General features: G+C 45.7%; 16 protein-coding genes. 5 read left to right on the plus strand and 11 right to left on the minus strand.

Annotated features, from left to right (window positions below):
* The first annotated feature begins 10 nt into the window (after positions 1-10).
* Entirely contained in the window at positions 11-466 is a 456-nt protein-coding gene (locus tag P5683_RS04415) for a divergent PAP2 family protein (RefSeq protein ID WP_006619999.1), read from the plus strand.
* A 16-nt stretch (positions 467-482) separates the two neighbouring features.
* Here P5683_RS04415 and P5683_RS04420 read toward each other — a convergent pair whose 3' ends face one another.
* The 3 genes from P5683_RS04420 to P5683_RS04430 all read right to left on the minus strand — a co-directional run bounded on the left by P5683_RS04420 (position 483) and on the right by P5683_RS04430 (position 2,417).
* Positions 483-1,151, minus strand: a complete 669-nt coding sequence (locus P5683_RS04420) for a hypothetical protein (RefSeq protein ID WP_187757987.1) — start codon at positions 1,149-1,151, stop codon at positions 483-485.
* Positions 1,152-1,321: 170 nt separating this feature from the next.
* Positions 1,322-1,648: an MgPME-cyclase complex family protein gene (locus tag P5683_RS04425; RefSeq protein WP_006626250.1), complete on the minus strand. Its 327-nt coding sequence runs from the start codon at positions 1,646-1,648 to the stop codon at positions 1,322-1,324.
* 55 nt (positions 1,649-1,703) lie between these two features.
* On the minus strand, positions 1,704-2,417 hold the full coding sequence (locus tag P5683_RS04430) for a pyridoxine 5'-phosphate synthase (protein ID WP_006626251.1): 714 nt from the start codon (positions 2,415-2,417) through the stop codon (positions 1,704-1,706).
* 378 nt (positions 2,418-2,795) lie between these two features.
* Here P5683_RS04430 and P5683_RS04435 point away from each other — a divergent pair, with 378 nt between their 5' ends.
* Together P5683_RS04435 and P5683_RS04440 are read left to right on the plus strand one after the other, a co-directional pair.
* Positions 2,796-3,089, plus strand: coding sequence for a hypothetical protein (locus P5683_RS04435; protein WP_006626252.1), 294 nt, complete (start codon positions 2,796-2,798; stop codon positions 3,087-3,089).
* Between the two features lie 145 nt (positions 3,090-3,234).
* A complete protein-coding gene (locus P5683_RS04440; protein ID WP_006670071.1) occupies positions 3,235-3,987 on the plus strand; it encodes a pentapeptide repeat-containing protein in 753 nt (250 codons plus the stop codon).
* Here the strand turns inward: P5683_RS04440 and P5683_RS04445 are convergent.
* The 5 genes from P5683_RS04445 to P5683_RS04465 all read right to left on the minus strand — a co-directional run bounded on the left by P5683_RS04445 (position 3,984) and on the right by P5683_RS04465 (position 9,058).
* On the minus strand, positions 3,984-4,637 hold the full coding sequence (locus P5683_RS04445) for a GDYXXLXY domain-containing protein (RefSeq protein WP_006626255.1): 654 nt from the start codon (positions 4,635-4,637) through the stop codon (positions 3,984-3,986). The genes P5683_RS04440 and P5683_RS04445 overlap by 4 nt on opposite strands.
* Before the next feature lie 34 nt (positions 4,638-4,671).
* Entirely contained in the window at positions 4,672-6,063 is a 1,392-nt protein-coding gene (locus tag P5683_RS04450; protein WP_006626256.1) for a DUF2157 domain-containing protein, read from the minus strand.
* Positions 6,064-6,669: 606 nt separating this feature from the next.
* Entirely contained in the window at positions 6,670-7,326 is a 657-nt protein-coding gene (locus tag P5683_RS04455; RefSeq protein WP_006626257.1) for a hypothetical protein, read from the minus strand.
* Positions 7,308-7,787 carry a pantetheine-phosphate adenylyltransferase gene (coaD, locus tag P5683_RS04460; protein ID WP_006626258.1) on the minus strand — a complete coding sequence of 160 codons (480 nt, stop codon included), beginning with the start codon at positions 7,785-7,787 and terminating at the stop codon, positions 7,308-7,310. Before coaD ends, P5683_RS04455 begins: the two co-directional genes overlap by 19 nt.
* Before the next feature lie 56 nt (positions 7,788-7,843).
* Positions 7,844-9,058 carry a type IV pilus twitching motility protein PilT gene (locus P5683_RS04465; RefSeq protein WP_008050048.1) on the minus strand — a complete coding sequence of 405 codons (1,215 nt, stop codon included), beginning with the start codon at positions 9,056-9,058 and terminating at the stop codon, positions 7,844-7,846.
* A gap of 262 nt (positions 9,059-9,320) precedes the next feature.
* Here P5683_RS04465 and tyrS point away from each other — a divergent pair, with 262 nt between their 5' ends.
* Together tyrS and pyrF are read left to right on the plus strand one after the other, a co-directional pair.
* A complete protein-coding gene (gene tyrS, locus P5683_RS04470) occupies positions 9,321-10,568 on the plus strand; it encodes a tyrosine--tRNA ligase (protein ID WP_006670075.1) in 1,248 nt (415 codons plus the stop codon).
* A gap of 113 nt (positions 10,569-10,681) precedes the next feature.
* Positions 10,682-11,410 (plus strand): orotidine-5'-phosphate decarboxylase, encoded by a 729-nt coding sequence (gene pyrF, locus P5683_RS04475; protein ID WP_006626261.1) that lies wholly within the window; start codon positions 10,682-10,684, stop codon positions 11,408-11,410.
* Between the two features lie 16 nt (positions 11,411-11,426).
* On the opposite strand, the gene P5683_RS04480 is transcribed toward pyrF, so the two are convergent.
* The 3 genes from P5683_RS04480 to P5683_RS04490 all read right to left on the minus strand — a co-directional run bounded on the left by P5683_RS04480 (position 11,427) and on the right by P5683_RS04490 (position 14,249).
* Positions 11,427-13,079, minus strand: coding sequence for an ABC transporter ATP-binding protein (locus tag P5683_RS04480; RefSeq protein WP_006626262.1), 1,653 nt, complete (start codon positions 13,077-13,079; stop codon positions 11,427-11,429).
* A 96-nt stretch (positions 13,080-13,175) separates the two neighbouring features.
* Complete coding sequence (locus P5683_RS04485) at positions 13,176-13,475, minus strand: zinc ribbon domain-containing protein (RefSeq protein WP_215905440.1); 300 nt, start codon at positions 13,473-13,475, stop codon at positions 13,176-13,178.
* A gap of 477 nt (positions 13,476-13,952) precedes the next feature.
* Entirely contained in the window at positions 13,953-14,249 is a 297-nt protein-coding gene (locus tag P5683_RS04490) for a hypothetical protein (RefSeq protein WP_315641882.1), read from the minus strand.
* Positions 14,250-14,486: the final 237 nt, after the last annotated feature.

The raw sequence follows: 14,486 nt of genomic DNA on the forward strand, positions 1-14,486 counted from the left end.
GTTCAACCCCATGCAAGAATTTGGTCACATATTGGACAACCGGGTGCTGTTAGTGGCACTGTTTGCTTGTCTGTTCGCCCAAGCGTCTAAACTGGCGATCGAATTGATACAGCATGGAAAAATTAATCTGCGGGTTCTGGTGACTACTGGGGGAATGCCTAGTTCTCACTCAGCCTTTGTGGGTGCTTTAGCCGCCAGTGTTGGTCAGGTGATCGGGTGGGGTAGCCCGGAGTTTGCGATCGCTGTGGTATTTGCTATTATTGTTATGTATGATGCGGCGGGTGTCCGACAAGCAGCAGGGAAACAGGCTCGCATTCTTAATCAGATTATGGACGAGTTATTCCAAGAGCATCCCCAATTTAATGAGGACCGCCTCAAGGAATTACTCGGACATACCCCCTTTCAGGTGATTGTGGGCTTGAGTTTGGGAATAGCGATCGCAGCTTTAGCAGAACTTACCTATTAGCTACGATATTCGGAATTTAATCGCCAGTAGCTAGGTTAGGTCGCTCAATTTTCACCCGACTGCTATCAACCATGAGCGACCAAAATCCCTGATCATTGAGACGGCGGAAAACTTCCATGGCACTATTCGGCTCGGCGGTATGTTCTACCAGTAAATAGAAGCGCCGATTATAGGAAACTATGGGAATTCTTCTCCCCATAGTTGCCTCAAGTCTAGCCGCAATTTCTGGCTGGTTGAAATAGTCTACCATGATCGCATAACCCATGCCTAGGGGTTGACCACCCAAATCACTGCTAGGACCAGAAGGACCGACAGGGGGACGTGGTTCGGGTCTAGGAGTTACTGCTGCATCAGATTTAACCACATGGGTGGATAAACCGGCTGTTTCCTTGAAATAAGCCGCCCAGTCTTCGGCAATTAGGACGTCATCAAAACCGCCAACTCTGGTGACAATATCATTGAGATAGCGACACACCTGGCTTTCTATGTTGCTAGGTAGGACTTGACGCGCTAGTGCTTGTGTCTCGGGGGTGTTGCTGGTGATTAACAGCAAATACTCACCGGGTCGAGGGGGAACACAGGAGGCTTGACCAAAGCTGGGTTTAGCACTGAAACCTATGGTAAGCAGAACCACCCCTACAGAACTAATCCTAGTTAACCATCGCCTCAACCTAAGTTTAACCATAGCTATAACAACTTTTGCGATCGATTTTGCAGCTATTGTACCCGAATTGAGATTTTCTGAGCGTAGGGGCGGTTTCTTTAGACAATCCTGATTTCAACCACATGATCTGAGAACCCGCCCCTATAGCCTGAAATAGTAGTATATTGAGCGACCACAGGTAATCAGGATTTTTAGCCAGCAGTAGCCAGAGACGCGATCGCATCAGGGATAGTAGCTGAAGGCGCTTCAAATTGTCCGGTAATCACGTGCTCAAGTCGCAATTTCAGCCAAGTAATAAACTGAGGGTTAGTAGAAACCAACGCCGCCGCTGGTTTAGGACATTTAGCTTTCACTTCGGCCATTTCGGGCGCTTCCAAAAATCCTGGCTCAATTACTAACCAAAAATCGATCTCTTTCTCCTGTTCTTGATAATTGCGCCGACGTTCCTTGAGCACTTCCTCAATAGGTTCCTCGATCACAAAGTCTTTACTAGCTAGGAGATAATAATAAGTTGCCATTTGTTTGTCACCTACAATTAACTAAAGAACAACTGGGCTGACTGTAACTTTCCCGTTAACCCAGGATAGCCTGTTTCATTTCCCGCACGGCTTTATCTAAACCGACAAGAACTGCCCGACTTATTATTGTATGACCAATGTTGAGTTCTTCCATACCTTCTAAGCGGGCTACAGGTTGCACATTCCAATAAGTCAAGCCGTGACCCGCATTAACTCGCAGTCCGGCTTCTAGGGCTAATTTACATCCTTGGGCTAAAATCTCGAGTTCCTTTTGCTGTTGGACTCCCTTGGCTTCGCAGTAACAACCTGTATGTAGTTCGATGAATTGGGCTTTAACTGTGGCTGAGGCTTCGATTTGGGCGGGGTTAGGATCGATAAATAAACTTACGGGGATTCCTGCATTTTGCAGGGTGCTGACTACTTCTGACATCCGCTGTAGTTGACCCAGGATATCTAATCCTCCTTCGGTGGTGACTTCTTCCCGGCGTTCGGGTACTAAGGTTATGTAGTCGGGTTTAATATCTAGGGCGATCGCTACCATTTCATCTGTGGCGGCCATTTCCAGGTTTAGGTGAGTTCTCACGGTTTCCCGTAACAGTCGCACATCTCTATCTTGGATATGACGGCGATCTTCGCGCAAATGTACTGTAATCCCGTCTGCTCCCGCTAGTTCTGCGATCGCCGCCGCTGCTACTGGATCCGGTTCCACTGTCCGCCGGGCTTGTCTAATTGTGGCAATGTGGTCAATATTTACACCGAGAGTGGGCATAGTTCTTTTGATCAAATCTTAGACCACAACAGTTTGACATATTCATGGGAACTCTGAAAAGTTAATTATTACAGGCCTTTCAAGAAAGGACCAACAGGGTATTGACAAAATCGATATTATATGTATATGAGTGTGATATAGAAATATTGTGGTAACATTACAGCTTGTTCACCAGTCGCTTAATACATTGCCCTCACCCTAAATATGGCTCCCAGAGAGGGAGAGGGACTTTGAGAGGTGATCAGATGATTTCTGAACAGGCTGTAAGGTGCGTATCTGTGGGTAAATAATGCCGAATGGGGCTTAGTATAGATTATTAATAGGGAGTGGGTCATCAATATTGTGAATCTGGGGAACTTTAGGAAACTGCATAGCACGATGGCTCCGATTGTGATGCTACCACTATTTGTGACGGTATTTACGGGGGTAGCTTACCGATTGGGGAAAAGTTGGTTTGGTTTATCAAGAGACCAGGTACATTTTTTAATGGTGATTCATGAAGGGGAATATTTAGGGCAAACCTTAGAACCTGTGTATGTGCTATTAAATGGCTTAGGTTTACTGTGGATGCTGATCACGGGGTTAACAATGGTGTTTCAAAATATGAAGCGATCGCGATGGTTTAGGAATCTGCAAGCCAAAAAACAGGCTTCATCCCAATCGCCAGAATAAATGGGTTATTTCCGTTTGGGGACTAAAAAACCTTCAACTTTCCTCAATATCTGTTAGGCGATCGCATGAGCTAGAATAATTTAAGCCGGAAATGGCGATCGCCCATTTCCAGGGGACAACCTTCTAGGGGGGGTAAACCTTGACCATGACACCAAGTGAGTTGAACCACTGTTATAGGGTCCTTGAATTGCAACCCGGTGCATCCCTGGAGGTTGTAGATAGGGCTTATAAAGATTTAGCATTTATCTGGCATCCCGATCGCATTCCAGAAGATAACCAACGGCTGCGACAGTTAGCAGAAGATAAACTCAAGGAAATTAACCAGGCGCGCGATAAGTTGCGATCGCTGTTGAGGTCTAATAAAACGAAACCATCGAAACCGACCCCCAGACCTGAGTATGCTGGGGCTAAACGTCAGACCCAGACCAGCCACAACACCAACTCATATTATACTTACCGCGCGGCCACTCCACCCCACCGTCCCCCCAAACAGGAGTATCAGTCACCACCAGCTTATCAGCGTCCATCCTATTCTGATTTGACTAACGCTGATTTTCGGGGGGCGAACCTGAAGGAAAGAGATTTGTCGGGACGGAATTTGAGTGGGGCAGATCTGAGTTATGCTGATATGACGGATTGTTTTTTACATAGAGTTAACTTGAGTGGGGCTTGTTTACATCGGGCTAATTTATTCCGGGCTAATTTTTTGCAGGCTAATCTCAGTTACGCTAACCTTCAGGAGGCTAACCTAATTGGTGCGGATTTAAGTGGTGCAGATTTGCGGGGGGCTAATTTAATCGGGGCGAAAGTGGGATATAGCGATCGCTTAATGGTGAAACTAACCGGGGCTAATTTGGCTGGGGCAATTTTACCAGATGGCACTATTCACCCGGGTTAAAACTGATAGCTGCGATCGCTTACCCACAAACGTAGTGGAATTGCATTCCCCTGGGAGTCCACTTTGACTTCAACCACAAAAGACTCAGGATCGCGACTTTGAGCGCGGCTAATGTTCTCGTTAACCTCTAAGCGCTTATTTTCCGGCATATAGTAGGTTTCCAGACCGTATTTTAGACCCCAGCCATCACCTGTACCTCGAATGGCGATCTGATTTTCTGGTAAATTATCAGGACGCTGGTTGCTAACTGCTACGGGTTGCCAAGGAAGGGGGCGATCGCCTTCTGGTTGTTCTTGGGGTTTTTCTAGGATCACATAAACTGTATCACCATCTCGGATAGAATTTCTGTGTGACATGGTACCGGAACCGGGAAGATTTCTGAGGGTACTAGGTTGAGAAATTTCATAACTGAGAATTTGATAATAACCCCGCAAGAAATCATAGGGGTCAACGGGGGCTGTTTGTAATACAACAGTTGTTCCAGTAATATATGTGTAAAAAGCCTGAGCCGGAATTGATATTACCAATGCTACCTGACACAATAGGGGAGCCAGAAGTCGCCAATTGGGTAAGCGACGTTGACGGCTATTTACTGAACCCGGAAGGATAACTGAGGGTTTTGCGGATGGGATTTTGTTAGTGTTAACCATACTGTTACCTCACCATGAAAGATGAAATTATGAATTAGGACTTGGAATTAGGGAGAGTCGGACGAGACAAGTTTTTTTCAAACCATAAACCGGCGATAATTACAGCAATTCCACACAGGACTAAAACTAAGGCTTTCAGGAGTAGTTCGGTTTCGTATTCAAACATTCGGCTGATAATTTGGAGGACTAATAGCACCATACCGTACCAAAAAGCACTCCGATTGCCTTTTAAGAGTCCTAAGCGAACGGTGAATGCGCCCAACAGAAACATTTGCACATTGAAAATTAAAGTGGCGGTGGTGGGAATTTCCGCTATTGAGATATGCCAAAAAGTGACTATACCAGTGATGATAATCAAGGCACTAATAGCGGTGGTATAGGCATCTACACCCCAATATCTTTGGCTACCATGAGGCTTAATTATCTGGAACCATTGCCAGAGGGATATGACCACAAAAGCCAGGATATTAATTAGCATTACATTGGGATTTTCTGGGTTAGAGCGATAAGTCCAGAAGTCCAAGTTTTTCCAAACCTGAAAAAATGAAAAGAGGAAGCATAAAAATCCTAAGTACAAAATGGCTAAACGGTGAGCGATCGCTTGAAAAGGCTGACCATGGACATAGGGCCATTGACTATCTCGATAGGACCATAACCAAGTGGGGATTAAAATTAAGCTGATCACAACCTCAATTCCGCTTATGGGCTGGAAGGAAATCAATCTTCCCATAATGACTAATAATGGGATAGCGATCGCCAACAGCGCCATGATAAAAACCACACGGGATTGACACCAATAGGCTAGGGGTATAAATAAAATAGCAGATGCGATCGGCATATATTGGAGCAAAATATCAATAGCAGATAAATCCCTGGCTGATAGGGCTATATTGATGCCCTGAAAGTATCCTAAGCCCAACAGAATTATGGCTAAAACCGATAGAGAGCGCAATTTTAAGCTATAAGCCATAATCAGGACACCTAGCCCCCAAACGACATATAATCCGTATGGGGAACCGCCTATATGAAACATCTGGGCCAGCAGTGCTATATTTGCTCCCAAAGACAATGCGCCAGCCATTAGCAGTCCCTGTCCGAGGCGTTGTTTAGATTCTGATGTAGGATGTTGCCACAGGTAAAACCCACCTGTATTAAATCCAATGAGGACGGATAGGAGTAGCAAAACCCGCATATATCGGGGCCATTGTTGCCAGTTAGCTGCCACAAAGGTAATCACACCCAATCCCAAGAGGATGCCACCACCTACCATGAGAATCATGACAAAGCGATTGCTGGCGGCGGTTTCGAGGCTATTAAACTGATAGCGATCGGCTAATTGTTGATAAAGTTCATCATTAACCAAGCCTTCTGCTTTCCATAGTCGAGCTTCCTGTCGCAATTGGCGACGAAACTTTTCTGAAATCATCGATTGAAAGCCTATGTCAGATAGGTTCAGTTTGTCTTGATGTTCAGATTTTGGTAGAATAGTTTATGCCACATTCTCAACTGTCTCTGTTTCAAAAAAGCAGCAAATGAGGGGAGGAGTAGGGAAGCGGAAAAAAGAGTGTAGAGACAAGTGGGGCCTTATCCAAGGTATAACTTGTCTCTAGGGTCAGGGGCTATTTTCGTGTGATTTGTTGCCTGATACATTTACGCGACATTTTTCCGGCTCCGGATAATGCAACGATAGCACCATTACCTATTAAGGTAATGGAGGCGGTATCCCGCAAAGCTTTTAGAAAGATGATCCCAAAGCACTGTTTAGCTTGGTAGTCTTAGACCTGATTTTTCCCTTCACCTAGCTAGCCATGTTGGAAGTCTCGAAGATGAGCCCAAAAATTAGGCTGTGTTATGGGATGGTCAGGGATGCGACCCAATCAACCAAGGGGTTTAAGTCCTCACCGGGTAGTTATTTGGCTCATTTCAGCTCTATTTCATACCCGAAGGTCCCGCACCATACTTGGTATGGTAGCGCATCGCCCTAATTGGTTCAACTAATCTGCGATTAAATTAAGCTCTTTAAGTTTTTTCATTAGTAAAGAGGGGGACGCTGAGACTCGTTAATTTGCAACTGTTCGCGACCATTGCGGATAATCCTTACCATGTCGCTCAGTTCATGCTCAATTTTAGCTAGAACATGATCAGCATACTCATCGGCTCCGGTTTGGATCTCATTACACTCATTTAAGATCCGATTTCGCATAGCATCAAGTTCCTGTTGAGCCTGATAGCGAATTTGTTCAACCTCGGCGAGAGTTTGTTGCTGTAAGGCTTCACACTCTATCTGGACTTGTTGTCTAAGGCGATCGGCTTCTTCGGTCGCTCGTTGGACAATACCAGTTTCATTAAAAAGTTGAGTAGCTCTTTGTTCAGCATTCTGTAGGATAGAGGCTGCATATTCTTCAGCTTCCTGGAGAATTTCATCTTTATGACGAACAATAATATCAGCCTCCTGAAAAGCACTCGGAAGATTTAAGCGGATCAGGTCTAGTTGATCTAGCAACTGTTCCTCGTCCACAAGAGTGCGTCGAGTCAGGGGAATGCGAGGACTGTCAAGAATCATTTCTTCAAGTCGGTTAAGTTCCCGCTGAATATCTATACTAGGCGAAGCGGTAGGAGTCGGTTCGCCGTTAGTGACAAGTCCATTAGGATTAGATTCAATTCTGGGGGTTAATTCCTGGCGTAACATCTATTAATATCTATAGCGACGTGGTTGGGAACAAGATGATCGACTGAACCGCCAAACTTGGCGATCTCCTTAACGACACTGCTTGATAAAAAGCTATATTCGTTGGAGGTTGCCAAGAAAACTGTCTCGATTGTATCAGACAGGGTTTTATTAGTGTGAGCCATTTGCAGTTCCATCTCAAAATCAGACAGGACTCGCAAGCCGCGCAATAGCACTTGTGCCTTTCTCAGTTTGGCATAGTCTACGGTGAGACCCTCAAAACTGGCAACCTCGACATTATCCAAATGGGAGATAGATTGCCGAATTTGAATCAGGCGTTGTTCGACTGTAAACAGGGGAGTCTTGCTAGGGTTGCGTAGGACGGCCACAATCACCCATTCAAATAGATGGGAACCTCGCTCAATTATATCAATATGTCCAAAGGTAACTGGGTCAAAACTGCCTGGATATATAGCAATCACAATAGATTATGGTTATCTTGAAGTCTTACCAGAGATTACCTTAAACTGTTTGATGGTTAAAACAAACTTTTTCCCTTACGGAATTCCCGGGCTACCCCGGAAGAGTCAAGCCCAGCCATACGGAATCGGCGATCTAAATCGGCCGCATCGGGGGAGGACTTTTCGGCTTCTTCCATGGTAATGCGTCCTAGGGTAACTTGTTCAAAAATCGCCTGGTTAATCAGTTGCATTCCTTCATAGGTGTCATTTTCCATGAGGTGAGTTGCACTTTCCTCGTCGCCTTTGAGTAGATAGTCTTTCATGGCTGGGGTATTAACTAGGATATCGTGAACTGCAGCCCTTTTGTTATCGACTGTGGGGATTAATAATTGAGCAATTACGGCGACTAGGGAATCACAGATCTGAATCCTGACGGCTGCCTGTTCGTCTACGTTGTAGAGGTTTAACAGTCGGTTGACTGAGTTAATGGCGTTGTGAGTGTGGACGGTTCCCAAGACTAGGTGCCCGGTTTGGGATGCTTGGAGGGCAGTATTAACTGTGGTGCGATCGCGCATTTCCCCAATTAGAATAACATCTGGGTCTTCCCGCAAAACGGCACGGAGGGCATGATGAAATTCTAGGGTATGTAATCCGACTTCCCTTTGAGAGATTAAGCATTGTCGGGAAGCATGGACAAATTCAATGGGGTCTTCAATGGTGACAATGTGCTTGCGAGCGTTTTCATTGAGATAACGTAACATGGCAGCGAGGGTGGTAGATTTACCTGAACCCGTTGGACCTGTGACTAAAATTAACCCATGGGGATAGCTAATAATGTTTTTGAGAACTTCTGGTAATCTCAATTCATCGATACTAGGAATTTTTAAGTTAATTAGTCGCAGCACCATGGCTCCCCCGGTCAGAGATTCAAAGCAATTAACCCGACATCGGACTATACCAGGATAAAAAATGGCGGTGTCGAGTTCTTTCATTTCGGCAAATTGTTGCCTTTGGTGTGGGGCGAGAATCTCACTGAGATACTGCTCAAATATTTCTGGGGTGACTTTTACTTGGTCTTTAATTCTAACCATTTCCCCCTGTATCCTATATCGGGTAGTATGTCCGACTCGAATATGAATATCGGAGGCTTTTTTAACAAAGGCATCCTTAACCATATCTTTAATGGAGTTACTGGGGGAAACATTGGTCGATTGTCGTTGTCTCGCGCGCACCGGAACTGTGGGCTTGGGGGGGAGATTTTCGGGAGATGGTGACTGAGTTGAATGAGCCATGAGGTGAGTGTCCCTTAGCTGATATCTGTTGCTAATTGTGGCACAGGGTTAACCGCAGTTGCAGTTGAGAACAGAGGGAAATTGATTTTCTGGTGGGGTTATGGCTCGTCGGTGCGATCGCCCCTGGGAATCCCTGGGAATCGAGAATTGACAGTAGAACCTGCCCCTAACATGATTGTTGATTTTTGTTTGAACGGCACAGGGAAATGATAGGATGATCTGAGGTATCCTAACCTAACATTTGCTCAAGTTTCGATTTTTTATGATTGTGAGTCAACCAGCCCTAGAGACTTCTGCGGGAGTTTCTTTACAAAATTTTCCGAGACTGCGCCGGGGGGTTACTGATATTTTCCCGGAATTGCCTAATTCTGAAAACCCAGAGGAAAATTTGGGTCAGCGGTTGGCTCTCAGTACCCGCCCTCTTAGGATTAAGTTAGGTATCGACCCGACTGGCTCGGATATTCACCTAGGACATAGTATCATTTTTCGGAAGTTGCGGGCTTTCCAGGACGCAGGACATACGGCGGTTCTCATTATTGGCGATTTTACTGCCCGCATTGGTGATCCTACTGGCAAATCGGAGGTTCGTCGTCAGCTAACTCCTGAGCAAGTAGAACAAAATGCCCAAACTTATCTCGAACAACTGCGCCCGATTTTAGATTTTGATACCCCGGGACGTTTGGAAATTCGTCGTAACTCGGAATGGTTATCTAAGTTGGATCTGGCTAAAACTTTGGATTTGCTGTCGCGGATGACGGTGGGACAAATGTTGGCTAAGGAAGGGTTTTCGCTGAGGTTTGAACAGGAAAATCCAATATATTTGCATGAGTTTCTCTATCCGTTAATGCAGGGTTATGATTCGGTGGCAGTTGAGGCTGATGTGGAGTTGGGAGGAACGGATCAAAAGTTTAATCTGGCTGTGGGAAGAGATTTACAGCGCTATTTTGGACAAACACCACAGTTCGGTTTACTAATGCCTATTTTGATTGGTACTGATGGGGTGCAGAAAATGTCTAAGTCCCTGGGTAATTATGTGGGACTGTCGGAAGACCCTTTGACTATGTACTCCAAATTGGAGAAGGTTCCTGATGGTTTGATTGCACAATATTTTGAGTTGCTCACTGATTACCCATTGGCAGAATTGCCGGAAAATCCTCGCGATCGCCAAAAGTTACTCGCCTTGGATATAGTCACTCAATACCACGGAGAAGCGGCGGCTTTGGCGGCGCAAAAAGCGGCTGTAAATTTGGTGCAAGGAGATGCAACTAGGGCTGAGGCTGTACCGGAATTTTCTCTGTCAGAGGTGGAGTTTCCGGCTAAGTTATTCTATATTCTTTCGGCTAGTGGACTGTGTAAAAGTGGCAGCGAGGCGAGGCGACAAATTGCGGGAGGTGCTGTGAAAATAGATGGCGATCGCATTGAGGATCCTAATTTAGTTGTGGCTTCTGCTGAAGAACTGAAAGGGCGAGTTTTACAAGTTGGGAAAAAGAAATTTATCCGGCTAGTGTAAATGGGTTGCCTATCATTGATTAACTTGGGGTGTAATCGGGATAATTTATCATCAATAAATTTCCGGTTTTACCCGGCTTATATTGACTGTAAAAATTGGAAAATATACCAACCATGACCATAGATAAAGTTATTGTTCCCCTAGATGTTTCCAGTCAAGCTGATGCGATCGCATTGATTGAAACCCTGCCACAAGTCACATTTTGGAAAGTGGGTTTAGAACTGTTTGTCAGTTGTGGTCCGCAAATTTTAAAACAACTAAAACAGCGCAATAAGCGGATATTTTTGGATCTGAAATTCCATGATATACCCAATACCGTAGCCGGAGCCTGTCGCGCCGCCGCTCGCTATGGTGTAGACTTAATTACTATTCACGCCACCGCTGGAAAAGTCGCCCTAAAAGCTGCTCAGTCGGCGGCGGAAATGGGAGCGAATGAGGCGGGTGTACCCGTACCTAAATTAATCGCCATTAGCCTGTTAACGAGCCTTAACGCCAGGGAATTAGCCTTTGACCTCAAAATTCCCCTGGAACTGCCAGAGTATGCCTTACAGATGGCATTATTAGGGCAAGAGTGCGGTTTAGCGGGGGCGGTGTGTTCGCCGCAGGAAGTGGCACAACTACGGCGGACTTGCGGGGATGATTTTCTGTTGGTGTGTCCTGGGGTGCGTCCGAGTTGGGCATCTAAAGGTGATCAAAAGCGATCGCTCACTCCTTCGGAAGCATTGAAAGCGGGTGCTAATTATTTAGTAATTGGACGACCTATTACTGAAGCGAATAACCCCATGACAGCATTAAAGCTAATTTCGGAAGAGTTAGACGCAGCGGAAAAGATAGTCAAGTAGATGTTTAGTATTGTAGCTAAATTACCATTTTGGTGAGCAAAGGGGCGGCGCTGAGAAGGGTTTGGGTGTAGGGATGCTGAGGATGTTTAAAAATCTGCTCAGTGTTTCCTATTTCCACAATTTTACCAGCGTTCATAACCGCAATGCGATCGCACAAAAATCTAGCCACCCATAAATCGTGGGTAATAAATAAATAGGTAAGATTAAAGTCTCGCTTGAGGTCTAACATTAACTGTAATACTTGAGCCTGAACACTAGCATCAAGCATACTAACAGGCTCATCACAGATTACCAATTTAGGGCGAGTAATTAAAGCACGAGCAATGGCTACCCGTTGCTGTTGTCCTCCTGAGAGTTGTTTGGGATAGCGGTTATAATAGTCCTCTACCGGAGTCAAACCCACGCGATCGAGCATTTCTAATACCCAACGTTTCGCCTGGGGTAGTTTTGCCATTTTATGAATTAATAGGGGGTCAGCAATAGCTCGACCAATGGTCATCATGGGATTTAAACAAGCGTTAGGATCTTGAAATATCATTTGGATATCGCGACGCTGTGAGCGCACTTGTCGCACTGACATAGCCGTTAAATCTTGACCCTCAAATTTCACTGTACCAGCGGTGGCGCGAACTAACTGTAAAATGGTGCGGGAAAGGGTACTTTTACCGCAGCCAGACTCTCCTACCAACCCGAAAATTTCACCAGGAGATAACTCGAAACTCACGCCATCAACGGCTTTGATTAATTGCTTTTGTTTGGTGAATATTTGCTGAATTATGCCGGATTCTAAACTATAATGCTGTTGGAGATTTTCAATTTGGAGAAGTGGTGGTGGTGGGTTAGTCTGTGTCTGTTCTTGGGGAGTATTGGGTTCTGGTGGCTGTTGGGAAGTTCCATGAACGTGGAGAGCAGATTCTAGGAGCGATCGCGTATATTGATGTTGGGGGTATTGTAGAACGGTGCGGCTATCTCCGAGTTCGACAATTTTACCTTGATACATAACCGCAATGCGATCGCAATACTCTCCCACCATGGCTAAATCATGGGAAATTAATAGGATAGCAGTTCCGCGTTCACGACATAGCCGGGTGAGTTCCTGCAAAATTTGCGCTGATACTGTCACATCTAAACTGGTGGTAGGTTCATCAGCTACAATTAACTTTGGGTTTAACAATAGGGCTAATGCGATCGCCACCCGTTGACGCATTCCACCACTAAACTCGTGAGGGTATTGAGACCAGCGTTCCGGTTGAATTTGGACGGCTGCTAAAGTAGCGATCGCCCTTTCTTTCGCCTGAGACCTGGACAATTGTGGCTCATGAGCTTTTAGGGTTTCAATGCAATGTTCCCCAATAGTCATCAGTGGATCAAGGCGGGTCATGGGGTCTTGAAACACTAAGGCGATCGCCTCCCCCCGAAACTGTCGCAATTCCTTCTCGTTAAGGTCAAAAACCGATTTTCCGCCAAATGTGACTCGACCTTGAATAAGACTAGACTCTGGAAGTAGACGCATAGCAGCGCGTCCCAAAGTAGACTTACCACAGCCAGACTCACCGACAAGTCCCAGACGTTCCCCCGGTTTGAGGGTTAGGGAAACATCATCTACGACCCAAGAGGGTGATTTATTCTGACTGGGATAAGCTACTCGCAGGTTTTCGATGTTAAACATTAAATTAAAGTTCCGAAGTTAGTCAGAAGCTGCCACCGTAGGACAAGTTTTATCATATCAACTATCTTGAAACAGATACATTTAACCCGGAAAAATCTAGCAATTGCTGGAAGTTTCTGAGTATGGCACAATCTGGAATGAAGTTATCGCGCCATTGGCGGAGGTATCTCTCAAAGCCAAGGGCAAAATGTTGAAAGCGCCATTGACATCACGCCCAATAGCGTGACTGCAGTCGGGACAAACAAATTGTTTGTTGCCTCTTAGCTTTGTGTGAATGTGGCCACACTTGGAGCAGGTTTTACTGGTGTACTCTTCCGTCACATCCGGGGGCGGGTTTACAAAGCTGATTCTTCTTAGTGGGGGCTGATCGCAGAACCCGCCCCTACACACAGCCATATTTAGCCGCTTGATGCTTCAATGTTTGCTTAAAACGGTAATGAGACCATGTAACCATTTTCCGTGCTGTCTTAGTTGACAGCCGTCGCTTGCCTCGTTTGACCATATTTTTGACCTCAAATGTAGGCAAAAATATGACTTTGTACTTGCTGCATAGATAGTTAGCTGCTTTCTTGTGCAGCTCCGAAACCAGGTCACGAATTTTCACCCGAATCTTTTGTGCAGCTTTTCGCAGACAGTGCCGTAGCCACTTCAATTGGCGTCCCTTGGATAGACCGATTCGAGACATTAACCTATCGAGGTGGGTAGCCAGTCGATAAATACGTCATAGGTCCGACTTGCCAATTTCCCAAATTTCTTGCCCGTAAAACCCAGTTATAAATGTCCTTACCCCTGGGTCAAGGGCGATGCTCTGCGTGCGTGTAAAGTGGTTGGCGCATAGGCGCATCTATGACGTAACAGATAAACCAGCGCCCTCTATCTAGTACCAAGGTGTCGCGAGTGCATCTTGTCGATAATTGGCTCACTTGCCTTGAACCTTAATCCCTGGGTCTGTGTCGGATAAAATGTCCCCTTTTTCCAATTATCTTTTGGAAATCGGGGGCGGGTTTTTAAAGCTGACTTGTGGGAATTATGGCTGACTGCGGAACCCGCCCCTACAGCATCTCCCCCTGATTTTATTGCCGCTTTGTGCGCCTCATCAGCTTGGAATACCGCCAATTGGCGTGGGTTATATGGGGTAATTGGCGCTACCCCATATGGACTCGTATCCATGACCGTTTGTCCGCAGCTCCTCTTTGCCAATCCTGTTATGGTCGAAAGGGAAGTCACCTTCCCCAACTCCAATTCAAAACCGTGCATGCGAGTTTCCCAGCACACGGCTCCTGATGTGAACACCCTATTGTCAATAGGAACAGGCTACAACCCCTGCTTTGTGACTTCAACTTTGGGAGCTATATACAACACGTAGTCTTTAAACTCGCTCAAGTCATAAGCACTCTTACTTATCGC

The sequence above is a fragment of the Limnospira sp. PMC 1279.21 genome, assembly GCF_032349615.1.
In the GTDB taxonomy this organism is placed as follows: domain Bacteria; phylum Cyanobacteriota; class Cyanobacteriia; order Cyanobacteriales; family Microcoleaceae; genus Limnospira; species Limnospira fusiformis.